This is a genomic window from Rhizobium sp. R86522, assembly GCF_042466255.1.
In the GTDB taxonomy this organism is placed as follows: Bacteria; Pseudomonadota; Alphaproteobacteria; order Rhizobiales; family Rhizobiaceae; genus Allorhizobium.
The window spans coordinates 1,580,115-1,604,064 of sequence record NZ_JAXHBX010000001.1 but is presented as its reverse complement, the minus strand read 5'-3'; the positions used below and the strand labels follow the sequence as shown (position 1 = coordinate 1,604,064).

The following is a 23,950-nucleotide window of genomic DNA, read 5'->3' as shown; positions in this document are numbered from 1 at the left end:
TTCCCCGCCTGGAGGGCCGGCACAGGCCGGCCCCCTTTTTCCCGAACGTTTTCGAGGGCATGCGAGGTGACGCAATGATCGGCGAATATACCTATAGTGAATTCTTCTCGATCCTGGCCATGCAGGGTTTTGCAGGGTTGATCCTGTTTTCCGTCTTCGTGCTGATGGCGCTCGGTCTTGCCATCATCTTCGGACAGATGGGGGTAATAAACATGGCGCATGGGGAGTTCATGATCCTTGGCGCCTATGTCACCTATCTCGTCTCCACTTTGGTGACTGCCTATCTGCCCGCGCTTTTCCCCTTCTACTTCTTCGTTGCCATGGCGCTCGCTTTCGCCGCCTCTTTTTCGCTTGGCGTGTTCGTGGAATGGGCGCTGATCCGCCATCTCTACCGCCGCCCTCTGGACACGCTGCTCGCCACCTGGGGCCTATCGCTCGTCCTGCAGCAACTCTATCGCTCGGTCTTCGGTGCCCGAGAGGTCGGCGTGACCCTGCCCGACTGGATGATGGGCTCCGTTGCCGTCAGTGACACGATCGAGGTGCCGCTCAACGGTCTCTTCGTCATGGCCCTTACCCTGATCATCGCGGGCGCCGTCTATTTCCTTATGTATCGCTCCTCCTGGGGCAAGCGGGTGCGCGCCGTGGTGCAGAACCGCGTCATGGCCGGTGCCGTCGGTATCAATACCAAGAAAGTCGATCGCATGACCTTCGGTCTCGGTTGCGGCATCGCCGGCATTGCCGGTTCTGCCTTTACCATGATCGGCTCGACCGGTCCGACCGCCGGACAGCTGTACATCGTCGATACCTTCCTTGTTGTCGTCTTTGGCGGTGCAGGCAGCTTGATCGGCACCATCGCCTCGGCCTTCACCATCTCCCAGGCCCAGTCAACGATGGAATTCTTCCTCAGCGGCTCCATGGCCAAGGTCCTGACGCTGCTGACCGTCGTCGGCATCCTGATGCTGCGCCCGCAAGGCCTCTTCTCCCTCAACATCCGCCGCTAAGGAGACCTCCCATGCCTGCTGTCGGCTTTCTCTTTACCCGCAAGGAATGGCTCTACTTTGCTATCCTGGCCGCGCTGCTCCTCGTCGTTCTGCCCCTTGGCTTCGACATCTTCCGGCTCAATCTGATCGGCAAGTATCTGACCTATGCCTTCGTTGCCGTCGGCCTCGTGCTTCTGTGGGGCAATGGCGGCATCCTCAGCCTCGGTCAGGGGATCTTCTTCGGCCTCGGCGGCTACTGCATGGCCATGTTCCTGAAGCTTGAGGCCTCCACGCCTGAAGCGACGAAGATCCAATCGACGCCGGGTATTCCCGACTTCATGGATTGGAACCAGATCACTGCGCTGCCATCGTGGTGGGCGCCCTTCTATTCCTTCTCCTTCACGCTTGTGGCCATCATCCTGGTGCCATCGGTTTTCGCCTTCATCATCGGGGCGGCCATGTTCAAGCGACGGGTCGGTGGAGTCTATTTCGCCATCATCACCCAGGCCGTTGCCGCGATCCTCACCATCTTGATCATCGGCCAGCAGGGCTATACCGGCGGTGTCAACGGGATCACCGATCTCAGGACTTTGCTCGGCTGGGATATTCGTACCGACGAGGCAAAGCTGATCCTCTACTTCGTCAACGCCGTGCTGTTGATCGGCGTGCTGCTGCTCGCCCAGGCGGTCCGCATCTCGAAATTCGGCCGGCTGCTGATTGCCATGCGTGACCGCGAGGACCGGGTTCGCTTCTCCGGCTATGACGTTGCCAATTTCAAGATCTTCATCTTTTGCCTGGCCGCCGCGATGTCGGCCATCGGTGGTGCGATGTTCACGCTGCAGGTCGGCTTCATGTCGCCGTCCTTCGTCGGCATCGTGCCATCCATCGAGATGGTGATCTTTGCGGCCGTTGGCGGACGCCTGTCGCTGTTCGGGGCGATCTATGGCGCGCTTCTCGTCAATGCCGCCAAGACGACCTTTTCCGAGAGCTTCCCCGAGCTGTGGCTGTTCGCCATGGGCGGTCTGTTCATCGCTGTCGTCATGGCCTTCCCCTACGGCCTGGCGGGCCTCGTCAAGGACCATGTCGAGCCCTTCTTCGCACGTCGGATGCCTGGCTTCCTGAAACGCGCGCCGCTGACGCAGCCGCAAGCAGCCGAATGATGGAGGCGATCATGCAAGTTGCTGCCCAGCCCGCCCGAGACTTCATCCTCAGCATTGATGCGCTCACCGTGTCATTCGACGGCTTCAAGGCGGTGAACGATCTCTCGCTCTATGTCGATGAGAACGAGATCCGGGTGATCATCGGCCCGAACGGGGCCGGCAAGACCACGGTCCTCGACCTCATCTGCGGGAGAACCAAGGCGACTTCCGGTTCCATCCGGTTCGATGGCCGTGAGCTCACCCGGATGCGCGAGCACGAGATCGTGCATGCCGGCGTCGGTCGAAAATTTCAGAACCCATCGATCTACGAAGATCTCACCGTCTTCGAGAACCTCGAACTCTCCTTTCCCCGAGGACGCTCCGTCTTCGGCGCGCTCACATTCCGACGCGACCGCGAGGTGATCGAGCGGGTCGAGGAAGTGGCCGAACTGATCTTCCTCAAGGATCACCTGAATACCGACGCGGCGATCCTCAGCCATGGCCAAAAGCAGTGGCTGGAGATCGGGATGCTGCTGATCCAGAAGCCACGGCTTCTGATGCTCGACGAGCCGGTCGCCGGCATGAGTGTGGCCGAACGCATCAAGACGGCAGAGCTCCTCAACACGATCACGAAGAACCAGTCGGTCATCGTCATCGAGCACGACATGAAGTTCGTCGAGGACATCGCCCACCGCGTCACCGTGCTGCACCAGGGCAAGGTCCTGTCGGAAGGCAGCATGGAGCGCGTCAAGAACGACCCCCGGGTCGTCGAAGTCTATCTCGGTCACTAGGAGATCGTCATGCTGTCTGTCGAAAAACTGAAGGTCAGTTATGGCCAGAGCGAGGTCATTCACGGTCTGTCCTTTGACGTCAAACCCGCCGAGATCGTTGCGATCATGGGTCGCAACGGTATGGGCAAGACGACGCTGATGAAGTCGCTGATGGGGGTCGTTCCCTCCGCCGCCGGATCGATCCGGATCGGCGAGACCCCGGTCGAGCGGCTCGAAAGCTACGAACGTGTGGCCAAAGGGCTCGCCTATGTGCCGCAGGGGCGGATGATCTTCTCCACACTCACCGTCCAGGAAAACATCGAGACCGGGCTCACTGTTACTGGCGAAAAGTCCGTGCCGGGGCAGATCTACGAGCTTTTCCCCGTCCTGCTCGAGATGAAGGGGCGGCGCGGCGGCAATCTCTCCGGCGGCCAGCAGCAACAGCTGGCGATCGCCCGCGCGCTTGCGTCGAAGCCGAAGGTGCTGCTGCTCGACGAGCCGACCGAAGGCATTCAGCCGTCGATCATCAAGGAGATGGCGCGAACGCTCTGCCGGATCCGCGACGAGATCGGTCTTTCCATCGTCGTCTCTGAACAGGTGTTGAGCTTTGCGCTCGACATGGCCGACCGGGTGCTGGTGATCGAAAAGGGCGAGATCGTCCATGAGGCGCCGCGCGCCGGTATCGACGAGGCGCGCGTCTCCAGCTTCCTCTCCGTCTGACCCACCAAACCAAGTCGCTTCACACCCAAGGAAGGAGCCAAGCCATGCCCGATACACTGATCAAGGTTGATCTTAACGAGTCGCCCTATACCAACGAGAAGATCCACAACCGCTGGCACCCTGATATTCCGATGGCCTGCTGGGTCGAGCCGGGCGACGACTTCCGGGTCGAGACCTATGACTGGACCGGCGGCCAGATCAAGAATGACGACGATGCCGCTGATGTGCGCGATGTGGACCTCAGCCAGGTGCATTTCCTGTCCGGGCCGATCGGCGTCAAGGGCGCCCAGCCCGGCGACCTGCTGGTCGTCGACATTCTCGACATTGGAGCCTTCGACAACAGTCTCTGGGGTTTCAACGGCTTCTTTTCCAAGAAGAACGGTGGTGGCTTCCTGACCGAGCACTTCCCCGAGGCGCAAAAGTCTATCTGGGATTTCCACGGCATGTTCACTTCCTCGCGCCACGTGCCAGGCGTCAAATATGCCGGGCTCATCCATCCAGGCCTGATCGGCTGCCTGCCGGATCACAAGATGCTTGAGATGTGGAACAGCCGGGAAAAGGCGCTGTTCGACACGGATCCCGGTCGTGTTCCACCGCTCGCCGCCCTGCCGGATGGTGGTTCGACCGCCCATATGGGCAGCCTCAAGGGGGAGGGGCGCGACAAGGCCGCAGCCGAAGGTGCGCGCACCGTGCCGCCGCGCGAGCATGGCGGTAATTGCGACATCAAGGACCTGTCGCGCGGTTCGAAGATCTATTTCCCCGTCTATATCGACGGTGCGGGTCTTTCGATGGGCGACCTGCATTTCAGCCAGGGCGACGGCGAGATCACCTTCTGCGGTGCGATCGAAATGGCCGGCTGGCTGCATATCAAGGTCTCGCTGATCAAGGACGGCATGGCCAAATACGGGATCAAGAACCCGATCTTCCGGCCGTCACCGATCACGCCGAAATACGACGACTACCTGATCTTCGAGGGCATCTCCGTCGATGAGGGCGGCAAGCAGCACTACCTCGACGTCCACATCGCCTATCGCCAGGCCTGCCTGAACGCGATCGAATACATGACCAAGTTCGGTTACACCCGGGCGCAAGCCTATGCGATCCTCGGCACAGCCCCGGTCCAGGGTCACATCTCGGGCGTCGTCGACATCCCAAATGCCTGCGCGACGCTCTGGCTCCCGCTCGACATCTTCGAATTCGACATGAAGCCCGGTTCCGATGGGCCGAAGAAGTTCCTCGACGGCAAGATCGACGTACCGCTAGCCCGCGACCTGTAAGGTGGAAGGGGAGGGCGTCGATGGACCATCCGCGCCCTCCGCACCTTTCTGCAGCCCCCTGATGGAGAGACAGAGCATGCCGAACTACGACTACAACTGCACGGACTGTGGCGGATTCACTCAGAACCGCCCAATGGCGATGTCCGGTGATCCTTGCGACTGCCCAAATTGCGGCGCGGCCTCGCCGAGGGCCTTCTTCTCGACCCCCTTCTTCGCATTGATGGACAATGCGACCCGCAGTGCGATCGGCACCAACGAGCGATCTGCCCATGAGCCGAAGACATCGAAGTCGCTTGGTCACGGCGCTGGATGTGTCTGCTGCAGTGGTGCACCGAAAAAATCCAAAACAATCTTTCGCGCCGATGGCGCAAAGACCTTTCCTTCCGCACGCCCCTGGATGATCAGTCACTGATGGCAGATCTGTTCACGAGGCAAGCGTCAACATGTTCTGGTCCTCGCCAGGCTCAAACCAAACTCATGGCCCGGCCACCGCCGCTCTAAGCGCTGCTTCGTCACCTTTCTCGGAAGGCCCGCGCGAATTGATCCTGAACAGGCTTCAGGAAGAACTGCAGGGGCGTTCGGCCATCCGTCATGATGAAGACTTCTACCTGCATTCCAGCGTCCAAGCGCAGAGGCGAGAGGCGCCCCGGCCGAAGCTTACAGAGCGTTGTCATCCCTTCGCTCCCCGCCCGCGTTTCACCTTCGGTGCCGCCTCGCGCCCGGCGCGGATTCGATGCCACTTCGCGTGACCAAGAGCACAGAATTCTCGGCGACCAAATTCGACGACGATCCAGCCAAAGCTGTTTCCGTGATCTGATCTTCAGCCTCTGAGATGTGAAAGCGCTTCATGTCCTTGGGAGATGCCCAAGGGATACTGCGACCGGTCCAGTGCGCCGCGCTTGATTTGTCGGGCGTGCCTCCGCCTTGCCAGGAACCAAGCTGGCTCAGAGTCGCCTCAACCCACCAACTCGGCAGTTCCCTCGTTCCGCCGCCTCCGGCAATTCGTCGCCCGTTGATCCGTTGAGGACCTTCAGCGGCTTCGGGAATGCCGTGTTTTCCTTGGTTTGGCGCCAAATGGTGGCGACACTTACCGCAATCGCAACGCAACGTCCTGAGCCGACAGGAAGCGCTCGTCTTCAACTCCGCCCTCGAAGCCGGGTTTCAACGTGCGGGCAGCTTTTGTGGAAGATGTTGCTTCGGGCGTTCCAGCTAGTGGCGCAGCCGAAGATGCCCGCACCTCCGTCCGCACTTCCTCGCAAGGTGAACTCGATTCGAGAAGATCCGTGGAAGAGGGGAGCGAGGGAGAGCTGCATTCAGACATGGAAGTCCCTTCTGAAGGACTGAGCACGTCTTGCGCAAAGGTTCTATGCCTATACCAGTGCGGTGTAATCGAATGTCATCGCATTTGGAAATTCTGAGTTTGCCCCGTGATCCACAAGTCTCCGCGTCGGTTTGACGTCAGTTGTGCGTGGCGGGCCAGAATTTTCGACCCACAAGAAAAAACAATGAATTCTGTATCTTGGTGAGAATAATGGCGGATGGGGTGGGATTCGAACCCACGGTACGGTCTCCCGCACGCCGGTTTTCAAGACCGGTTCCTTAAACCACTCGGACACCCATCCGGACGGCTGCGTTATGCGCAAAGCTGCAGGATTTGGCAAGGGTGTGCTCTAGCAAATTGTAAGGCATACGCGGGCGCCTTGGCTGGTGCTCAAAACCTGTTTTCGACAGTGCCGAGCGGCAACGAAGCGTTAACCATGCTCATCGAATCCGGAACGGAATGATCACTGAAATTGTGACTTTTCCCATTTTGGCCATTTTTGCACAGCCTTCATTGCGCGCAAGTGAGCGGAGGCATGGCGGCCTCTTGGACAGGGCGCAGATGATCAGCGTCCGCGATCTGAAGTGGGACACATGCATCTGACGACGCGCGGCCTCTTGGCCAATTCCCGGAAGTGGCTGGCGCTAACCCTGCTCTGTGCCTTTACCGCCTCCTGCTCGACCACCAAGGACACGGCTGAAAAGCCGAAGCGCTCGAAGGAATATTTCGCCGAGTCCGTTTATGGCGTGAAGGCGAGCCCGAGGGTTGTGGCGAGCGGTCCGATCCCGAAGGGCGGTGGCCGCTATATGGTCGGCAAGCCCTATGTGGTGAAGGGAAAGACCTTCGTGCCGAAGGAAAATCCGCGCTACGACAAGGTGGGTGTCGCGTCCTGGTATGGCGATGCCTTCCACGGCCGGCTGACCGCCAATGGCGAGCTCTACGACAAGGAACATCTGTCGGCCGCCCATCCGACACTGCCTCTGCCGAGTTATGCCCGTGTCACCAATCTCAACACCGGCAGCTCTGTCATCGTGCGAATCAATGATCGTGGACCGTTTCACAAGGGGCGCATCATCGATCTGTCGCGCAAGACGGCTGACATGCTCGACATGAAGCACAGCGGTACCGGTGAGGTGCGGGTGCAGTATATCGGGCCGGCACGCATGGACGGCCATGACATGCCCTATCTGATGGCCTCTTACATCCGCAAGGGCGAGCGCGGACCGGTCATCGATCCGGGCGGCCAGATCGCCTCCGGCGTGATGGTGGCGTCGAATGAGACCAATACGCCCGATTATCAGCCGCCAGTGGCCACGACCTACCAGACGGCGCTCGCAGGGCCGACACCGAGCGGCAATACGACGCCTCAGACGCTCGATGCGCAGCTGCTGATGCAGGCGGGCACGGCCGCCCCGGGTGCCGTGGTCTCAGGCGAAAGCTTCGCGGCCCTTCCGGACTTTGGGCCGATGCCGATGGCGCGTCCTCACCATATCGACGGTTACGACGGATCCGGCTACGCGGCAGCCTATGCACCGGAACGTCCGGAAGCTGGCGCGCTTGCCTTCGAGGCTATTCTCGTGCGCAATGACGGTCTCACCGAGCGTTCGATTCTCGCTTCGGTCGCAAAGGGCGGTATCACGCTCTCCAGCGGGCGCTGAACCCGCAGCGACCGTGCTGGAAAAGGCGCATCACTGTTGAGCCGGCCAGCCGAAGTGTGAACATGCGTCTTATCCTCTCCGCCTTCCTGCTGCTGGCATTGCTGTCACCAAACGGGTCCATCACGAGCACCGCACGGGCGCAAGCCGTTCCGACACCGCAGTTGATCGAAACCAAGTCTGCCCAGGCCTATCTGGTCGAGGCGTCGACCGGCACGGTTCTGCTCGCCAAGAACGAGCGACAGAGTTTTGCGCCGGCATCGCTTGCCAAGCTGATGACGCTGGAAGTGGTCTTCGATGCCCTCAAGAAGGGCGAAATCAGGCCGGAAACGAACTTTCCGGTCTCGGAATATGCCTGGCGGACAGGCGGCGCACCGTCCCGCACCTCAACGATGTTCGCGGCCGTGAAAAGCCAGGTTCCGGTCGCCGATCTGATCAGGGGCATCGCGGTGCAGACCGCCAATGACGGCTGCCTGATCATCGCTGAGGGCATGGCTGGCTCGGAGGCGAAGTTCGTCGAGCGGATGAATGCGCGGGCGGCCGAACTCGGACTTGTCGAAAGCCGTTTCGGCAATGCCACCGGTTTGCCGCATCCAGACAACCGGTCGACCCTTTATGACCTGGTGAAGCTCTCGCGCCATCTGGTCGCAACCTATCCCGATCTCTACCAGACCTTCGGCCTGCCGGAATTCGAGTGGAACAAGATCCTGCAGCGCAACCGCAATCCGCTTCTGTCGTTCGGCGCCGATGGGCTTGGGACCGGCTTTGCCGAAGGCAGCGGCTTTGCCATCGTCGCCTCGATCGAGCGCGACGGGCGACGGCTGTTTCTGGGGCTGAGCGGCGTTGCAACCGACAAGGAGCGGACGGAAGAGGCAAGACGTTTGCTGAACTGGGGTTTTGACAGCTTCGAGATGCGCACCCTGTTCCAGACCGGCGAGATCATCGGTGAGGCGAGCATCTATGGCGGGGCGCAGTCCAAGGTCCCGCTGGTCGCCGCGCAGCCAGTGGAAGTTTATGTCCCCGTCAACAATCCGGAACGTCTGCAGGCACGCATCGTCTATCGCTGGCCGCTCAATCCGCCGGTTGCAGCCGACGCCGCGATCGCTACGCTCAATGTCTTCTCAGGCGATCGACCGCTGGTCAGCGTGCCCTTGAAGAGTGCCGAAGCCGTCGAAGTCGGAACGCTCAGTCAGCGGGCCTGGGATGCCTTGATAGAGCTCCTGCTTTTCTGGATCTGACGGAAAATTTGGAGCCTCCAGGTCATCAGCGGTTTCGCAGGCTGCCATCTTGGTTTAGAGCCGTAGGAAAGCCCGAGGGGCTGGTTCTGAAACGCTTCAGGCGGGAAGTAGCAAGGCATTGACGACGGCGCGCGGATTGTTCGTGAGTTTCGAGGGAGGCGAGGGGGCCGGGAAATCGACCCAGATCCGCCTGCTGGCCGAGAACCTGCGCGCGAAGGGCCACACGGTCGTCACCACACGCGAGCCGGGCGGATCGCCGGGTGCTGAAGCCCTCCGCCATGTGCTCCTGTCCGGCGCCGCCGAGGCCTTCGGAGTGCGCATGGAAGCGCTCTTGTTTGCCGCCGCCCGTGCCGATCATCTGGATTGCGTGATCCGGCCGGCGCTCGCCCGCGGCGATATCGTGCTCTGCGACCGCTTTGTCAATTCCTCCCGCGTCTATCAGGGTGTCACCGGCAATATCGAGCCGCCGCTTATGGCGGCCCTTGAGCGCGTTTCGATCGGCACCACCATGCCCGATGTAACGCTGGTGCTGGACTTGTCAGCCGATGTCGGCCTCCAGCGCGCCCGCAAACGGGCAGGGGAGGAGGCGGCACCTGCTGCCCCCGATCGCTTCGAAAAGGAAAAGCTCGAGATCCACGAGAAGCGCAGGCAGGGCTTCCTCGATATTGCCAGCCGTGAACCGGAACGCTGCCGCGTGATCGATGCGTCGCTCGACCAGACTAGGATCGCCAGCGGTATACTGTCGGAGGTATTGCAGGTCATAACGCGCAAGGCGGCGACGCCCGGCGACGGCGGACAGGCGGCACGCTCATGAGCGAGGAGAGGGCGGGGCTTCTTGACGGGGCGATTGCACCCGTCAGCAATCGGCATCTCTTCGGTCACGAAGCCGCAGAGGCGTTCTTGGCGCGCAGCTACCGTTCGGGCAAGGGGCACCACGCCGTGCTGATCGAGGGGCCGGAAGGCATCGGCAAGGCAACGCTTGCCTTCCGTTTCGCCAACCACATCCTGCGCCATCCTGATCCGGCAAGCGCACCGGAGGTGATTTCTGATCCGGATCCCGAGCATCCGGTCACCCGCCAGCTCGCTTCCGGGGCAAGTCACAACCTTCTGCACCTTTCGCGGCCGGTCGATGAAAAGACCGGACGGGTCAAAACCGCGATCACCGTCGACGAGGTCCGCAAGGCCGGACATTTCTTCGCCCAGACCTCGGGCACCGGAAACTGGCGCATCGTGATCATCGACCCGGCCGACGACCTCAACCGCAACGCGGCGAATGCGATTCTGAAGATCCTCGAAGAGCCGCCAAAGCGGGCAATGTTCCTGGTGCTCTCCCATGCCCCAGGCAAGCTTTTGCCGACCATTCGCTCGCGTTGCCTGCCGCTCCGGCTGCACGAACTGCCACCTCAGGCGATGGATCAGGCGCTCGGACAACTGGGTCTCACGATCCCGGCCGAAAAGCGCGAAGCCGTGCTGACGCTCGCCAAGGGCAGCGTCGCCCGCGCGTTGAAGCTCGTCAATTACGGTGGCGCCGACATTCTCGACGCCTTTGAGCAGATGCTTTCTGCATCCGGCCCCGCGCAGCGCAAGATGATGTTCAAGATCGCCGATGCGCTCTCGGGCAAGGACAGCGAGGTCGCCTTCGGCTTCTTCGTTGAACATCTGGGCGACCACCTGGCCGAAACCGCGAGAAGCCTCGCGCTGACGGGCGATCTCTCAGGCGCCGAGCACTATGCGCGGCTTTCGTCTGTCATCAATCAGCAGCTCGGCATTGCCGCGGCCTACAATCTCGATCGCAAGCAGACCATGCTCGACGTGCTCGCGGCGATCGTGCGCTGACGGGCGCGATTACCCGTCTTCATGGCGCTGCAGCAAAACGGATGTTCCTAAAGCCTGAGGAATGTTTTAAGAGCGTTCGACCCCATTTGTTTTCGCTGTTCATGGCAGGCCGCTGCGCGCCGCCATGGTCAGGCGCCGAGACAACAGCACACGACAATCGCAACCGACGAAAAGACAACAAGAAGCCATGAGCGATCCCTTCTACATCACGACTGCCATCTCCTATCCGAACGGCAAGCCGCATATCGGCCATGCCTATGAGCTGATCGCGACCGACGCCATGGCGCGGTTTCAGCGGCTCGACGGCCGGGATGTGTTCTTCCTGACGGGCACGGATGAACACGGGCAGAAGATGCAGCAGACGGCACGCGCCGAGGGCATTTCGCCGGAAGAGCTTGCCGAGCGCAATTCCAACGAATTCCGCGAAATGGGCAAGTTGCTCAATTCCTCGAATGATGACTTCATCCGCACGACCGAAAAGCGCCATCACGAGACGGTGCAGGAAGTCTGGCGCCGGATGGAGAAGAACGGCGACATCTACAAGGGCGGCTATGCCGGCTGGTATTCGGTGCGCGACGAGGCCTATTACCAGGAAGAGGAAACCGAAGTGCGGCCCGATGGCGTGCGCTACGGTCCCCAGGGCACGCCAGTCGAATGGGTGGAAGAGGAAAGCTACTTCTTCAAGCTCTCGTCCTATGAAGACAAGCTTCTCAAGCTCTACGAGGACCAGCCTGATTTCATCGGTCCGAACGAGCGCCGCAACGAGGTGACTTCCTTCGTCAAGTCGGGTCTGAAGGACCTGTCGATCTCGCGCACCACCTTCGACTGGGGCATTAAGGTGCCCGGTGATGACAAACATGTCATGTACGTCTGGGTCGATGCGCTCACCAATTACATCACAGCCACCGGTTATGTCGAAGACGAAAACGGCCCGCGCGCCAAATACTGGCCGGCCGACGTGCATATCATCGGCAAGGACATCATCCGCTTCCACGCCGTCTACTGGCCGGCCTTCCTGATGTCGGCGGGTCTGCCTTTGCCCCGCCGAGTTTATGCCCACGGCTTCCTGCTCAACAAGGGCGAGAAGATGTCGAAGTCGCTCGGCAATGTCGTCGATCCGGTGAACCTCGTGAACCATTTCGGCCTCGACCAGGTCCGCTACTTCTTCCTGCGCGAAGTTTCCTTCGGTCAGGATGGCAGCTATTCGGAAGAGGGCATTGGGACACGCATCAATGCCGATCTCGCCAATGGCATCGGCAATCTGGCTTCCCGTTCGCTGTCGATGATCAACAAGAACTGCGAGGGCAGGGTGCCGACACCCGGTGCGCTGACGCCGGAAGACGAGGCGATCCTGAAGATCGCCGACGAGGCGATCGATATCTGCCGCGAAGAAATGGGCAAGCAGCAGATCCACAAGGCGGTCGCTGCCATCATCAACATCGTCAACGAGGCCGACCGCTATTTCGCGGCCCAGGCACCGTGGGTTCTGAAGAAGACCGACGAGGCGCGCATGGGCACGGTGCTTTATGTGACGGCGGACGTCGTGCGCCAGATCGCGGTCCTCTTCCAACCGATCATGCCGGAAACTTCGGCGAAGATCCTCGATCTGGTCGCCGTGGCTGAGGAAGACCGCGTCTTCGCCAAGCTCGGCGCTGCAGGACGTCTCCAGCCGGGCACGGAACTGCCGGCACCCTCGCCGGTCTATCCGCGCTACGTTGCCCCGGACGCGGGCAAGGCGTGAGACGATGTTGATCGATACCCATTGCCATCTGGATTTCGCCGATTTCGACGCTGAGCGTGACGAGCTTGTCACGCGCGCGCATCAGGCCGGCGTGAAACAGATGGTGACGATCTCGACGCGGGTTCGCAAGCTTCCGACGTTGCTGGCGCTCACCGAGCGTTACCCCAGCGTCTTCTGCTCGGTCGGTACGCATCCGAACAATGCCGGCGACGAGCTGGATGTGACGGCAGATGAACTGGTGGAACTTGCGGAAAGCCACGAGAAGATCGTGGCGATCGGCGAGGCTGGTCTCGACTATTTCTACGACACGCAGAAGCCCGAGGACCAGAAGACGGGCCTGATCCGCCATATCGAGGCGGCGCGGCGCACGGGCCTGCCACTCGTCATTCACAGCCGCAGCGCTGACGAAGATATGGCTGCCATCCTGACCGAGGAAACAGGGAAGGGCGCCTTCCCCTTCATTCTGCACTGCTTCTCGTCCGGCCAGGCGCTTGCCGATACCGGTGTGGCGCTCGGCGGTTACGTCTCCTTCTCCGGCATTGTGACCTTCCCGAAGTCGGAAGAGCTACGCGAGATCGTGAAAAGCGTGCCGATGGACCGGCTGCTGGTCGAGACAGACGCGCCGTATCTGGCGCCGAAGCGCTGGCGTGGAAAACGCAACGAACCGTCCTATGTGGTGAACACGGCCGAGGTTCTTGCCGAGGTCAAAGGCGTGAGCTACGCGGAGATGGCAGACGTGACGACAGAGAACGCCTTCCGCTGCTTCTCGAAGATGCCCAGGCTGGGCTGAGGGAACCCTGATGCAGGTCACGCGCCGGTTCACGCTGCTCGGTTGTTCCTCGTCTCCCGGCGTCCCCAGGATCAACGGCGACTGGGGCAATTGCGACCCTGAAAATCCGCGCAACCGGCGGACCCGCGCGTCCTTCCTGATCGAACAGATCGGACCCGATGGCGGCAAAACGACTGTCGTCGTTGATACCGGCCCGGATTTTCGCGAGCAGATGATCCGCGCCAAGGTCGAGCATCTCGATGCCGTCGTCTACAGCCATGCCCATGCGGATCATCTGCATGGCATCGACGATGTCAGAGGATATTTCATCACCCAGAAGAACCGGATCCCGATTTATGCGGAGCCAGCGACGATGGCCCGCATCGAGGAAGGTTTCGGCTATTGCCTGAAGACGCCGCCGGGCAGCAGCTATCCGCCGATCGTGGCGCCGGTCATTGTCGAGGACATGGACCAACCCATCGTCATAGATGGCGCCGGTGGTTCCATAATGCTTCTGCCGCTGGTCCAGCAGCATGGTGACATCATATCGCTCGGGTTTCGCATCGGTGATGTGGCGTATTGTTGCGATGTCTCCGACTTTCCCGAAGAGACGGTCGCCAAGCTCTCAGGGCTTGAGCTGCTTTACATCGACGCACTGCAGTACCGGCCGCATCCGAGCCATCTGTCGCTCGAACAGGCACTCGGCTGGATCGAGCGTCTGGCGCCCAAACATGCGGTGCTCACGCATATGCATACGCCGCTCGACTATGAAACCGTGATGGGTGAGACGCCGCCGCATGTCGAGCCAGGCTACGATCAGTTTGTCATGGAATTTGAATTGGATATCTGAGTTTCCTGAGAAGCTGAGTTTGCTGCGAGGCGGTGATATTCAATGCATTGTGACCGGACTAGGCCCCACTACAATGTGCACTTAAGTTCCATAATCTATCTTATGCGATCTTTGTTTGTATGGTCGAGGCGCTCGGTCGGGCGCTTCCCCATGCTTAGAGATCAGCGACCTGCAGGATGGTCTTGGCCGAGATCTCGGTTTCCTTGGGATAGCCGAAGGCATTGTTGATGTAGGTGACGCCGTCGATCTCCTTGTTGCGGTTCAGATGGCTGTGTCCATAGAAATGCTTCGAGGATCCAAGCGAACGAATGCGGCGCTCCAGGCGGTCTGTGCCGAGCACCGGAAACAGCGCCTTGTGCTTCTCGGGATAACGCGCCGGCATCAGGTCGATGCGCGGCACGAAATGCGAGACGCTGTAGATGGCATCAAAGCCTGACGTATCCGGCATCAAATTCATCGCGTCGAAACGGGCCGCGACCTCGGCGGGGTCCAAGCCTTCCCAGTTGCACTTGTAGAAGTCCATCCAGCCGCGGCGGATGGTCGGGCCGGGCTCGCCGAAGGAATAATCATACCAGGCGAGTAGCGGCACGATCAGGGTCTTGCCGAAGGCCACCGGTCGGGTTTCGATGCCGTAGCCGTGGCAGAGCGCGTTCAGAGTTTCGAATTTCTCGAAGGACGGCCCCTTCCCGCTTCTCGCCGTCCAGAGATCGTGATTGCCCGGCAGAAAGAGCACCTTGGCGTAGCGCGGCACCAGTTCGTCGAAACTGGCTTTCACCAGATCGAGTTCGTCGGAGAGATCGCCGGCGACCATAAGCACATCATCGGTGAAATCGGCGCGGGACAGCGCTCGCAGCCAGTCAAGGTTCTGACGGTAATCGACGTGAAAGTCGGATCCGAGGAAGAGGCGCATACTCAAGGGATCCGCTGCGGTTTCGAAGACATGATAGCCTTCTAATCGAATTTCACGGCACGGCAAGAGACGGCGGAGGGCTCGATCTCTCCGCCGCATCGCGTATCGCTTCAGTCGACGACCGCAGGCAGAGGCGGGGCCGATACCACTTCCCGCCACTCGCTGACCAACTTCAGCGGCAGCTTGGCGCGGACATCCTCGGCATTGGCGGCAATGACGAGCTCGTACTCGCCGGCTTCGGCAATCCAGGCGCGGGCTTGCGGATCGAAGTAAGCGAGGTCGCGGACGGCGACCGAAAGCCTTGCCGTCGCAGTCTCGCCGGCCGGGACATGCAGCTTTGCGAAGGCCTTCAGTTCTTTTACCGGACGCCGCAGGCGCGACGCCTTTGACTTGACGTAGAGCTGGACCAGTTCGGCCCCTGCCCGGTCGCCTGTGTTCGTCACTTCGATTTCGATAGCAACGCCGTCAGCCCCCATATCGACGCTCGAGGCACGCGGCACGGACCAGGCAAATGTCGTGTAGGACAGGCCGTAACCGAATGGGAAGAGCGGCTTTGCGCCATCCGCATCATGGTGGCGATAGCCGACCGCGAGGCCTTCCGCGTAGACGACATGGCCGTTTTCGCCCGGATACGTTCTGGGATCACCTGTCATGGCGGAATTGTCGGAAAGACGCTGCGGGAAGGTCTGCGGCAGACGCCCGCCAGGCTCGGCATCGCCAAAGAGCACGTCGGCAATCGCATTGCCCGCTTCCTGGCCCGGATACCAGGCCTCGATGACGGCCGAGACCTTGTCGAGCCATGGCATTTCCACCGGGCCGCCGGTCTGGAGGACGACAACGGTGCGCGGATTGACGGCTGCGACCTTCTCGATCAGTTCCTCCTGCCGTCCGGGCAGGCGCATGTTGGCCAGGTCGAGGCCTTCGGTATCCCACTCCCCTTCCCGGCCAACAAGTAGGATGGCGACGTCACAGGCCTTGGCTTGCTCGACGGCTTCGGCGATCGCCGCATCGGACGTCGGGAGTTCCACGCCGAAGCGCACGGCACGGATCTCGATGCCCTCATAACCCTCGGGCATGGCGCGGTAATCGACGCGGATCTCATAGGTGCGTCCGGCTTCGAGCGGCTTTTCGACCCTCACTTCGGTATTCCCGAGGCCGAAGAAATTGTCGCCTTTCGCCCAGCCGGTCTCGCCATCCACGACAAGTTCGCCGTCGACACAGAGCTTGGCGAAGCCCGCATTGGTCAGGCCGAAGACATGGTTGCCTGTCTCCTCAGGGCGGAAGCGCGTGGTGATGCGCGCCGAGAAATTCCGAGGGTCGAGGGAGGCATCCGGCATGTCGAGCCAGAAGAACTGGCTTTCCTCGGCCGTGGAGCGCTGCACGACCGGGCCGGACCAGTCACGGCCATGGAAGAAGTCGACGAATACCTCGCCTCTGATCATCTGCGTCAGGCGATTGTTGCGGCAAGCCTTCAAATGCATGACCCGATTGGTACCCGACAACGCTGTGCGAATGCCCTCGAGCGGGCTCACCTTGTAATGCGCGTTGATCTGGGCGCTGCCGCCGCCCATGACGCGCGGTTCGGCGGCGTTGGGGCCGAGCACCGCGATACGGTCGAGGGCAGATTTGTCGAGCGGCAAGATGCCATCATTCTTCAAGAGAACCATGCCCTCGGCGCCAAGTTTGCGGATGAGCGCACGGTGTTCGGGGCGATCGACGGCCTTCTCTTCTTCCATCTTCGGGTCTTCGAATGCTCCGACTCGCTCGAGCAGCAAGAGCATGCGGCGTGCGGCAGCCTTGACGGTTTCGGCCGGCACCCTGCCCTCGCGGACGGCTGCGACCAGCTTCTCGCCACGATCGCGCGTCGGACCGGGCATTTCAAGATCGAGCCCACCAATCACAGAGGCTTCTGTCGTATGCGAGCCGAACCAGTCGGACATGACGATTCCGTCATAGCCCCATTCCGCGCGCAGCAGTTCGGTCAGCAGCCAGTGATTTTCGCTGGTCCAGACACCGTTCAACCGGTTGTAGGAGGACATGTTCGCCCAGACGCCAGCCTTTTTCACGGCCGCCTCGAAGGGCGGAAGGTAGATCTCGCGCAGGGTGCGCTCGTCGAGATCCGACGACATGGTCTGCCGCTCGACCTCGCTTTCATTGGCGACGAAATGCTTGATCGTGGCAGCGATGCCCTGCGACTGCACCCCCTCGATATACGCGACCGCCAGCGCCGAGGTCAGCATCGGGTCCTCCGAATAGCATTCGAAGTTGCGGCCGTTGAGGCCTGAGCGGTGGATGTTGACGGTCGGCGCGAGAAGGACCCGCGCGCTCTTTGTCTTCGCCTCTTCAGCCAGTGCCACGCCCATATCGCGCACCAGCTCGGGGTTCCAGCTGGCGCCGATGCCGATGGCTGCGGGGAAGCAGGCCGATTTGACGCCACCGACCAGCGATCCACCACCGCGTGCGCCGTTCGGCCCGTCGGTCACCTTGATCTTGGGAATGCCGAGGCGTTCAACCGCAACCGTGGTCCAGAAATCTGCCCCCGCCAGCAGCGCAACCTGCTCCTCAAGGGTCATCTGGTCGAGCAATTCGTCGAGCACGCGTCTTCCTCCTGATCTCATGTCTCGGGGCACGCGGTAATCCCCAAGAGGATACTTTTGTCCGGAGCCAACGACAAAGGCGCCAAGAATACAAGGGCAATATGCACGTCATGGCTGTTTAGAGCGCCCAGCCGCGCAAATTTGAGCTCGCTCAAAGTTGTCTGTTGACCATCGACTTATCAGAAACTACCTGTATGACAGGTTGGCGTGATGGAGGTCGCGTTTCAGCCTCGGACAGAGCGACGGCGCATGCGGCACGTCGGCGGAAGGCGGGCATGCTGTCTTGCGCGGCTGGACGATCATTCGGAGGAACGGCCGGGATCCCCGGCATTGGGAGGACTGATCATGAAACTGACGCGCAGAGGCGCCACCCTGGCGCTCGCCACACTGTCATTGGCAGGCATTTTCGCAGCACCGGCACAGGCGGCCATGGAGTTCAAATGGGCGCATGTATACGAGACCGGCGAGCCCTATCACACGCAAGCGATGTGGGCGGCCGAGGAGATCAAGAAGCGGACCAATGGCGAGATCTCGATCTCTGTCTTTCCGGCCTCGCAACTCGGCAATGAGAACCAGATCAACGAGGGACTTGGCCTCGGGACCGTCGACATCATCTACACCGGCGTTGCCTTCGCCGGCGCCATCCACAAGCCGATCGCGATCTCCAATGCCCCCTTCATTCTCAGGGATTTCGACCACTGGCAAGCCTATCGCGACAGCGACCTCTTCAAGGATATTGCGGGCGGCTACGACTCTGCGACCGGCCACAAGGTGCATGCGTTGACCTATTACGGCCAGCGGCATCTGACAGCGAACCGGGAAGTGACCAAGCCCGATGACATGAGGGGCATGAAGCTTCGCGTCCCGCCCGCTCCGCTCTTCCTGATGTTCACCAAGTCTGTCGGTGCGAATGCCACCCCGATCGCCTTTGCCGAAGTCTATCTCGCCCTGCAGCAGGGCACGGTCGATGGCCAGGAGAACCCTTTGCCGACGATCATGGCCAAGAAGTTCTACGAGGTACAGAGCCATATCATGCTCAGCGGCCATATCACGGAATTGCTCCTGACCATCGTCGGTGGCCATGTCATGGGGCAGTTGTCCGATGAGCAGAAGGTTGTCATGGATGAGGTCCTGAAAGAGGCCGCCTCCCGCGCGACGGATGAGATCCGTGCCGCAGAAGGCCGTCTTGCCGACGAGTTCCGGGGCCTCGGAAAGACGGTTGTCGAGGTGGATCGCCAACCATTCATCGATGCGGCTGTGCCTCTGCACAACGATCCGGAGGCCGGCGCCGGCTGGTCTAAGGAGCAATACGACGCCTTGCAGGCGCTCTGACACTTCGCGCGTTCAGGATCTCTGGCTGTGGCGCCCGGCGCCGCAGCCGCTTCAGTGGCCAGCCAGCGCGGAGCAAGGCACATGACACACGAGCCGATTGACGAGCCTGTGAACGCAGCCACCATGCTGCATCTGGAAGACGAGGCCGATCCGCCCATTGTTTTCCGCGTTGATGATGTTCTGGCCTTCTGCCTGTTCTGGCTTCTCGGCGGCGTCACCTTTCTGCAATTCTTCAGCCGCTACGTCCTGAATGATTCCGTTGCCTGGACGGAAGAAATCGGGCGCTATCTGTTGATCTGGGTGACCTTCTTTGGCGCCGCCATCGTCTTCAGGCGACGAACCAATATCGCCGTCGAGGTGATCGTCGACATGCTTCCCCGTCCGCAGGCAAGGATCATGCGTTGCATCGCGGATGTCATCACGCTCGGCTTCGTGATCCTGCTCGTCTGGTTCGCCTGGAACCTGACCCAGCGCATGATGATCCAGCGGATGACCGTGATCGATGTGTCGATGAGCGTGGTCTATGGCGGCGTGCTCGTCGGCTGCCTGTTGATCCTCTGGAGGGCTGTTCAGGCCTTCATCTCCAATGCCAAGCGTCGCTGGGATCCGGTGTCGGATCCCTCGCAGATGTTCGATTGAGGTCTGGCTATGGTCCTTCTTCTTGTTGTCTTCTTCGTCCTGCTCCTGATCAGCGTCCCGGTCTTTGTCGCACTCGGCGGAGCCTCCTTGGCCTATACGCATTTCATCGGCAATCTTCCGGACTTCGTCGTACTGCACCGGATGGTGGGGGGCGTTGACAGCTTTCCGCTGATTGCCGTGCCCTTCTTCATCCTGGCGGGAAATTTGATGAACTCCGCCGGGATCACCAACCGGATTTTCGACTTTGCCACGGCGGCCGTCGGCTGGCTGAAGGGCGGACTCGGCCATGTCAACGTGATTGCATCTGTGATTTTCGCAGGCATGTCAGGGGCGGCCGTCGCGGATGCGGGTGGGCTCGGCACGATCGAAGTGAAGGCCATGCGGGACCGCGGATACAATGATCACCTCGCCGTCGGTGTGACTGCCGCATCGTCGACGATTGGACCGATCATCCCCCCGTCCCTGCCGATGGTGATCTTCGGGGTGATGGCGAATGTCTCGATCGGACAGCTGTTCGCCGCAGGCTTCATTCCGGGCCTGCTGATGGCCGGCTCCCTGATGCTTTACATCACCTGGTATTCGTGGCGGCACAAGATCGGCGCAGATCAGGCCTTTCGTTTGCGCGTGCTGGCAACGAGTTTCATTAACGCCGTACCCGCGCTGCTCACACCGGCAATCATCATCGGCGGGATCGCCACAGGGGCCTTCACGCCGACGGAGGCTGCGATTGCGGCCTGTGCCTGGGCGCTGATCCTCGGCTTTGTCGTCTATCGGACCCTGTCGGTGAAACGCTTCTACCAGATTTCGATCCAGACGATCGAAACGACGGCGTCTGTCCTCGTCATCGTCGCGGCTGCCTCGCTGTTCGGCTGGGTGTTGACGGTAACCCAGGTCACGGCGCAGTTCACGGCACTGCTTTTGACGATCACCGATGACCCGATCATGCTGCTGTTGATCATCAATGTGATCATTCTGATCGTCGGCTGCTTCATGGAGACGATCGCAGCGATTTCGATCCTTGTGCCGATCCTGATGCCGGCCGTCCTGCATGTCGGGATCGACCCGGTTCAGTTCGGTGTGGTGATGGTCCTCAACCTGATGATTGGCCTGATCACGCCGCCGATCGGCATGGTTCTGTTCGTGTTGGCCAGGGTGTCCAACCTGTCGATCGAGAAAACGGTGAAAGCGACCGCACCCTTTCTCATCCCTCTCTTCGCCGTCTTGATGCTGATTACGGTGTTTTCTGATCTGACACTCTGGCTGCCCACACTTTGGTACCGCTGAGCGGCGGATGTGAGCATGCCCCGCTCACATCCGCTTGAACGGACTTCCCATTGTCACGAATCGGCCTATCCTTTTATTTCGGACTTCCTGAAACAAGGGGATGATGATGCGCATGCGGATTGGAGTTGCCCTATTTCTCATGGCCGGCCTGCTCGCTGCCCCGGCCATTGCCCAGCAGGATGCTAAGACCGAGGCCGCGGGTCTCGCCAAGGACGTGATCGAGCAGCAGATCGCAGCCTTCCTCAATGACGATGCGACGACCGCCTATTCCTTCGCCTCGCCGGAGATCAAGTCGGTGTTCCCCAATGCCGAGCGCTTCTTCGATATGGTGAAGAAGAGCTATGGCCCCGTCTACAGACCGGGCAACTACGCCTTCGGCCGCAACCAGGTCTCACCCGACGGTACGGTCGCCTATCAGGAAGTGCTGATCTCGGCGCCTGACGGCAAGGACTGGGCCGTCTATTACGAGCTGAAGCGCCAGCGCGATGGGCAGTTCGCCATCAACGGTGTCCGCATCAAGCGCGAAACGAACAGTCAGGGCATCTGATCTGAAAGATGGGTGGGCGGCATGACCGCCCTGCCCTGACCTTTATCAGACCGGGTCGATATCGCCGCGTGCCCACATCTCGATCGTTTCGGCCTTGAAATCCTCGAACCGGTCTTCCGCGATCGCCTGGCGGATGCCTTGCATCAGTTCCTGATAGTAGCTGAGGTTGTTCCAGGACAAGAGCATGCCGCCGAGCGCTTCATTGGAACGCACGAGGTGATGCAGATAGGCGCGCGAGTAGTCGCGGGTCGCCGGGCAGGACGACTGCTCGTCCAGCGGGCGCATGTCTTCGGCATGTCGGGCATTGCGGATGTTGACCTTGCCGCGACGAGTGAAGGCGAGGCCATGGCGACCAGAGCGGGTCGGCATGACGCAGTCAAACATGTCGATGCCTTCAGCGACCGATTTCAGCATATCGTCCGGCGTGCCAACGCCCATAAGGTAGCGCGGCTTTTCGGTGGGCAGCACTGGCAGCGTGATGCGCAGCATGTCGAGCATGACGGCCTGGGGTTCGCCGACGGCGAGACCGCCGATCGAGTAACCCTTGAGGTCGAGTTGCTTCAGGCCCTCTGCCGAGCGGATGCGAAGCGCCGGCTGGTCGCCACCCTGAACGATGCCGAACATGGCCTTGCCGGGCTGATTGCCAAAGGCGACGCGGCAACGTTCGGCCCAGCGTAGCGACAGTTCCATGGCGCGCTCGATCTCGCGCGGCTCGTTGGGCAGCGCCACGCATTCGTCGAGCTGCATCTGGATGTCACTGTCGAGCAGGCCCTGGATCTCGATCGAGCGTTCCGGCGACATATGGTGCAGCGAGCCATCGACATGGCTCTTGAAGGTGACGCCTTGCTCATCGAGCTTGCGCAGGCCTGACAGCGACATGACCTGGAAGCCGCCCGAATCGGTGAGAATGGGACCCGGCCAGCGGATCAGTTCATGCAGGCCGCCGAGGCGGGCGACGCGTTCGGGGCCTGGGCGCAGCATCAGGTGATAGGTATTGCCGAGAATGATATCGGCGCCGCCTTCCTTGACCTGGTCGAGATACATGGCCTTGACCGTGCCGACGGTGCCGACGGGCATGAAGGCCGGTGTGCGGACCGTGCCGCGCGGCATGGTGATCTCGCCGAGACGGGCTTTGCCGCTGGTGGCCTTCAGATTGAACGTGAAATTCTCGGACATCGGTCAGTCGTCTTTCCGGAAGAGCAGGCTGGAATCCCCGTAGGAATAGAAGCGGTAGCCGGTCTCGATGGCGTGGGCATAAGCGTCCCGCATCGTGTCGAGGCCGGCAAAGGCGGATACCAGCATGAAGAGCGTGGATTTGGGCAGGTGGAAATTGGTCATCAGCATATCGATTGCCTTGAACCGATAGCCGGGCGTGATGAAGATGCCGGTCGCACCCGACCAGGCGGGGATGGTGCCATCGTCAAGCGCAGCACTTTCAAGCAGCCGCAGCGAGGTGGTGCCGACGGCGATGATGCGGTTGCCACGGGCACGCACGGCATTCAGCGCGGCGGCCGTCGACGGCGAGATATAGCCGATCTCCTCGTGCATCTTGTGCTCGGCGGTATCATCCGCCTTGACGGGCAGAAAAGTGCCGGCGCCGACATGCAGCGTGACGAAATGGCGCTCGACGCCGGCGGCATCGAGTTTGGCGAAGAGGTCGGGTGTGAAATGCAGGCCGGCGGTCGGGGCCGCAACCGCACCCTCCTCGCGGGCATAAATGGTCTGGTAGTCGGCGCGATCCATTTCATCTTCCGGCCGCTTGGCTGCGATATAGGGCGGAAGCGGAATGTGGCCGACGGTAGCGATCGCCTGATCGAGGTCGGGGCCCGAGAGATCGAAGGCGAGGTCGATTTCGCCCGCCTCGCCCTTTTCGGCGACGGTCGCAACGAGGGAACCCGTGAGGCAGGCGGCACCCTCGCCCTGCCCTAGACCAAAATCGATGCGATCACCCTGCTTGATGCGCTTGCCGGGCTTGGCAAAGGCCTTCCATCTGGAGGCACCAACCCGCATATGCAGCGTGCAGGAGACCGCGATCTCTTCCGCGCCGTCACGATGGCGGATGCCTTCGAGTTGGGCCGGGATAACCTTTGTGTCGTTGAACACAAGCGCATCGCCAGGTCTCAGGAACGACGGCAGGTCGTAAACATGGTGGTCTTTGAGCACCTGCGTGGCATTCGGCCGTACCACCAGGAAGCGGGCATGGTCGCGCGGGCTTGCGGGCCTGAGCGCAATATTGTCGTCCGGAAGATCGAAGTCGAAGAGGTCTACACGCATCGCTGTCTGTCAGAATGTGGGTGGAAGATCTAAACGCGAAAACCCGCCCGGGTGCCAGGCACCGAGGCGGG

The 23,950-nt window shown here is 61.0% G+C and carries 21 protein-coding genes and 1 tRNA gene; 17 read left to right on the top strand and 5 right to left on the bottom strand.

Translation table 11 applies throughout. The annotated features are described in order from the left end of the window. Window positions 1-74 precede the first annotated feature (74 nt). From urtB to SJY08_RS07585, 6 genes are all read left to right on the top strand, one after another. Complete coding sequence (gene urtB, locus SJY08_RS07610; protein ID WP_054148106.1) at window positions 75-1,001, top strand: urea ABC transporter permease subunit UrtB; 927 nt, start codon at window positions 75-77, stop codon at window positions 999-1,001. An 11-nt stretch (window positions 1,002-1,012) separates the two neighbouring features. Next, window positions 1,013-2,140: an urea ABC transporter permease subunit UrtC gene (gene urtC, locus SJY08_RS07605; RefSeq protein WP_054148107.1), complete on the top strand. Its 1,128-nt coding sequence runs from the start codon at window positions 1,013-1,015 to the stop codon at window positions 2,138-2,140. Window positions 2,141-2,151: 11 nt separating this feature from the next. Beyond that, window positions 2,152-2,910, top strand: coding sequence for an urea ABC transporter ATP-binding protein UrtD (urtD, locus tag SJY08_RS07600; RefSeq protein ID WP_054148142.1), 759 nt, complete (start codon window positions 2,152-2,154; stop codon window positions 2,908-2,910). Window positions 2,911-2,919: 9 nt separating this feature from the next. Beyond that, complete coding sequence (urtE, locus tag SJY08_RS07595) at window positions 2,920-3,609, top strand: urea ABC transporter ATP-binding subunit UrtE (protein ID WP_054148108.1); 690 nt, start codon at window positions 2,920-2,922, stop codon at window positions 3,607-3,609. 44 nt (window positions 3,610-3,653) lie between these two features. Next, window positions 3,654-4,886: a formamidase gene (gene fmdA / locus SJY08_RS07590; RefSeq protein ID WP_377275208.1), complete on the top strand. Its 1,233-nt coding sequence runs from the start codon at window positions 3,654-3,656 to the stop codon at window positions 4,884-4,886. Window positions 4,887-4,962: 76 nt separating this feature from the next. Next, window positions 4,963-5,298 carry a zinc ribbon domain-containing protein gene (locus tag SJY08_RS07585; protein ID WP_377278509.1) on the top strand — a complete coding sequence of 112 codons (336 nt, stop codon included), beginning with the start codon at window positions 4,963-4,965 and terminating at the stop codon, window positions 5,296-5,298. 1,120 nt (window positions 5,299-6,418) lie between these two features. Here the strand turns inward: SJY08_RS07585 and SJY08_RS07580 are convergent. Next, window positions 6,419-6,508, bottom strand: a tRNA-Ser gene (locus SJY08_RS07580). A gap of 292 nt (window positions 6,509-6,800) precedes the next feature. Here SJY08_RS07580 and SJY08_RS07575 point away from each other — a divergent pair. From SJY08_RS07575 to SJY08_RS07545, 7 genes are all read left to right on the top strand, one after another. Then, window positions 6,801-7,865, top strand: coding sequence for a septal ring lytic transglycosylase RlpA family protein (locus SJY08_RS07575; RefSeq protein ID WP_377275207.1), 1,065 nt, complete (start codon window positions 6,801-6,803; stop codon window positions 7,863-7,865). A 62-nt stretch (window positions 7,866-7,927) separates the two neighbouring features. After that, window positions 7,928-9,100, top strand: coding sequence for a D-alanyl-D-alanine carboxypeptidase family protein (locus SJY08_RS07570; protein ID WP_377275206.1), 1,173 nt, complete (start codon window positions 7,928-7,930; stop codon window positions 9,098-9,100). 118 nt (window positions 9,101-9,218) lie between these two features. Further along, the gene (gene tmk, locus SJY08_RS07565; RefSeq protein WP_377275205.1) at window positions 9,219-9,914 is read left to right on the top strand and encodes a dTMP kinase; all 696 of its coding nucleotides are present in this window, start codon (window positions 9,219-9,221) and stop codon (window positions 9,912-9,914) included. After that, window positions 9,911-10,936: a DNA polymerase III subunit delta' gene (locus tag SJY08_RS07560; RefSeq protein ID WP_377275204.1), complete on the top strand. Its 1,026-nt coding sequence runs from the start codon at window positions 9,911-9,913 to the stop codon at window positions 10,934-10,936. Before tmk ends, SJY08_RS07560 begins: the two co-directional genes overlap by 4 nt. A gap of 124 nt (window positions 10,937-11,060) precedes the next feature. Then, complete coding sequence (metG, locus tag SJY08_RS07555; RefSeq protein ID WP_377275203.1) at window positions 11,061-12,677, top strand: methionine--tRNA ligase; 1,617 nt, start codon at window positions 11,061-11,063, stop codon at window positions 12,675-12,677. Window positions 12,678-12,681: 4 nt separating this feature from the next. Continuing rightward, window positions 12,682-13,467 carry a TatD family hydrolase gene (locus SJY08_RS07550; RefSeq protein ID WP_300890524.1) on the top strand — a complete coding sequence of 262 codons (786 nt, stop codon included), beginning with the start codon at window positions 12,682-12,684 and terminating at the stop codon, window positions 13,465-13,467. 10 nt (window positions 13,468-13,477) lie between these two features. Next, a complete protein-coding gene (locus SJY08_RS07545; protein ID WP_377275202.1) occupies window positions 13,478-14,296 on the top strand; it encodes an MBL fold metallo-hydrolase in 819 nt (272 codons plus the stop codon). 154 nt (window positions 14,297-14,450) lie between these two features. Here SJY08_RS07545 and SJY08_RS07540 read toward each other — a convergent pair whose 3' ends face one another. Both SJY08_RS07540 and SJY08_RS07535 read right to left on the bottom strand, forming a co-directional pair. Next, complete coding sequence (locus SJY08_RS07540; RefSeq protein ID WP_377275201.1) at window positions 14,451-15,206, bottom strand: metallophosphoesterase; 756 nt, start codon at window positions 15,204-15,206, stop codon at window positions 14,451-14,453. Window positions 15,207-15,316: 110 nt separating this feature from the next. Beyond that, window positions 15,317-17,803: a glycoside hydrolase family 3 C-terminal domain-containing protein gene (locus SJY08_RS07535; protein WP_377275200.1), complete on the bottom strand. Its 2,487-nt coding sequence runs from the start codon at window positions 17,801-17,803 to the stop codon at window positions 15,317-15,319. Window positions 17,804-18,154: 351 nt separating this feature from the next. On the opposite strand from SJY08_RS07535, the gene SJY08_RS07530 reads away from it, so the two are divergent. The 4 genes from SJY08_RS07530 (at window position 18,155) to SJY08_RS07515 (ending at window position 21,605) form a co-directional block, all read left to right on the top strand. Further along, window positions 18,155-19,135: a sialic acid TRAP transporter substrate-binding protein SiaP gene (locus SJY08_RS07530; protein ID WP_377278507.1), complete on the top strand. Its 981-nt coding sequence runs from the start codon at window positions 18,155-18,157 to the stop codon at window positions 19,133-19,135. Between the two features lie 81 nt (window positions 19,136-19,216). Next, complete coding sequence (locus tag SJY08_RS07525) at window positions 19,217-19,774, top strand: TRAP transporter small permease (protein WP_377275199.1); 558 nt, start codon at window positions 19,217-19,219, stop codon at window positions 19,772-19,774. 9 nt (window positions 19,775-19,783) lie between these two features. Further along, window positions 19,784-21,058: a TRAP transporter large permease gene (locus SJY08_RS07520; protein ID WP_083229547.1), complete on the top strand. Its 1,275-nt coding sequence runs from the start codon at window positions 19,784-19,786 to the stop codon at window positions 21,056-21,058. Window positions 21,059-21,170: 112 nt separating this feature from the next. Continuing rightward, window positions 21,171-21,605 (top strand): DUF4864 domain-containing protein, encoded by a 435-nt coding sequence (locus tag SJY08_RS07515; protein ID WP_069043809.1) that lies wholly within the window; start codon window positions 21,171-21,173, stop codon window positions 21,603-21,605. Between the two features lie 45 nt (window positions 21,606-21,650). Here the strand turns inward: SJY08_RS07515 and tgt are convergent, their stop codons facing one another. After that, window positions 21,651-22,781 (bottom strand): tRNA guanosine(34) transglycosylase Tgt, encoded by a 1,131-nt coding sequence (gene tgt / locus SJY08_RS07510; RefSeq protein WP_069041379.1) that lies wholly within the window; start codon window positions 22,779-22,781, stop codon window positions 21,651-21,653. 3 nt (window positions 22,782-22,784) lie between these two features. Further along, the gene (queA, locus tag SJY08_RS07505) at window positions 22,785-23,879 is read right to left on the bottom strand and encodes a tRNA preQ1(34) S-adenosylmethionine ribosyltransferase-isomerase QueA (protein WP_377275198.1); all 1,095 of its coding nucleotides are present in this window, start codon (window positions 23,877-23,879) and stop codon (window positions 22,785-22,787) included. Window positions 23,880-23,950: the final 71 nt, after the last annotated feature.

What these genes read in the sequence shown, in the direction of transcription:
- urtB (WP_054148106.1), top strand. Translation starts at nt 75, where the DNA reads ATGATCGGCGAATATACCTATAGTGAATTCTTCTCGATCCTGGCCATG.
- urtC (WP_054148107.1), top strand. Translation starts at nt 1,013, where the DNA reads ATGCCTGCTGTCGGCTTTCTCTTTACCCGCAAGGAATGGCTCTACTTT.
- urtD (WP_054148142.1), top strand. Translation starts at nt 2,152, where the DNA reads ATGCAAGTTGCTGCCCAGCCCGCCCGAGACTTCATCCTCAGCATTGAT.
- urtE (WP_054148108.1), top strand. Translation starts at nt 2,920, where the DNA reads ATGCTGTCTGTCGAAAAACTGAAGGTCAGTTATGGCCAGAGCGAGGTC.
- fmdA (WP_377275208.1), top strand. Translation starts at nt 3,654, where the DNA reads ATGCCCGATACACTGATCAAGGTTGATCTTAACGAGTCGCCCTATACC.
- SJY08_RS07585 (WP_377278509.1), top strand. Translation starts at nt 4,963, where the DNA reads ATGCCGAACTACGACTACAACTGCACGGACTGTGGCGGATTCACTCAG.
- SJY08_RS07575 (WP_377275207.1), top strand. Translation starts at nt 6,801, where the DNA reads ATGCATCTGACGACGCGCGGCCTCTTGGCCAATTCCCGGAAGTGGCTG.
- SJY08_RS07570 (WP_377275206.1), top strand. Translation starts at nt 7,928, where the DNA reads ATGCGTCTTATCCTCTCCGCCTTCCTGCTGCTGGCATTGCTGTCACCA.
- SJY08_RS07560 (WP_377275204.1), top strand. Translation starts at nt 9,911, where the DNA reads ATGAGCGAGGAGAGGGCGGGGCTTCTTGACGGGGCGATTGCACCCGTC.
- metG (WP_377275203.1), top strand. Translation starts at nt 11,061, where the DNA reads ATGGTCAGGCGCCGAGACAACAGCACACGACAATCGCAACCGACGAAA.
- SJY08_RS07550 (WP_300890524.1), top strand. Translation starts at nt 12,682, where the DNA reads ATGTTGATCGATACCCATTGCCATCTGGATTTCGCCGATTTCGACGCT.
- SJY08_RS07545 (WP_377275202.1), top strand. Translation starts at nt 13,478, where the DNA reads ATGCAGGTCACGCGCCGGTTCACGCTGCTCGGTTGTTCCTCGTCTCCC.
- SJY08_RS07540 (WP_377275201.1), bottom strand. Translation starts at nt 15,206, where the DNA reads ATGCGCCTCTTCCTCGGATCCGACTTTCACGTCGATTACCGTCAGAAC.
- SJY08_RS07525 (WP_377275199.1), top strand. Translation starts at nt 19,217, where the DNA reads ATGACACACGAGCCGATTGACGAGCCTGTGAACGCAGCCACCATGCTG.
- SJY08_RS07520 (WP_083229547.1), top strand. Translation starts at nt 19,784, where the DNA reads ATGGTCCTTCTTCTTGTTGTCTTCTTCGTCCTGCTCCTGATCAGCGTC.
- SJY08_RS07515 (WP_069043809.1), top strand. Translation starts at nt 21,171, where the DNA reads ATGCGGATTGGAGTTGCCCTATTTCTCATGGCCGGCCTGCTCGCTGCC.
- tgt (WP_069041379.1), bottom strand. Translation starts at nt 22,781, where the DNA reads ATGTCCGAGAATTTCACGTTCAATCTGAAGGCCACCAGCGGCAAAGCC.
- queA (WP_377275198.1), bottom strand. Translation starts at nt 23,879, where the DNA reads ATGCGTGTAGACCTCTTCGACTTCGATCTTCCGGACGACAATATTGCG.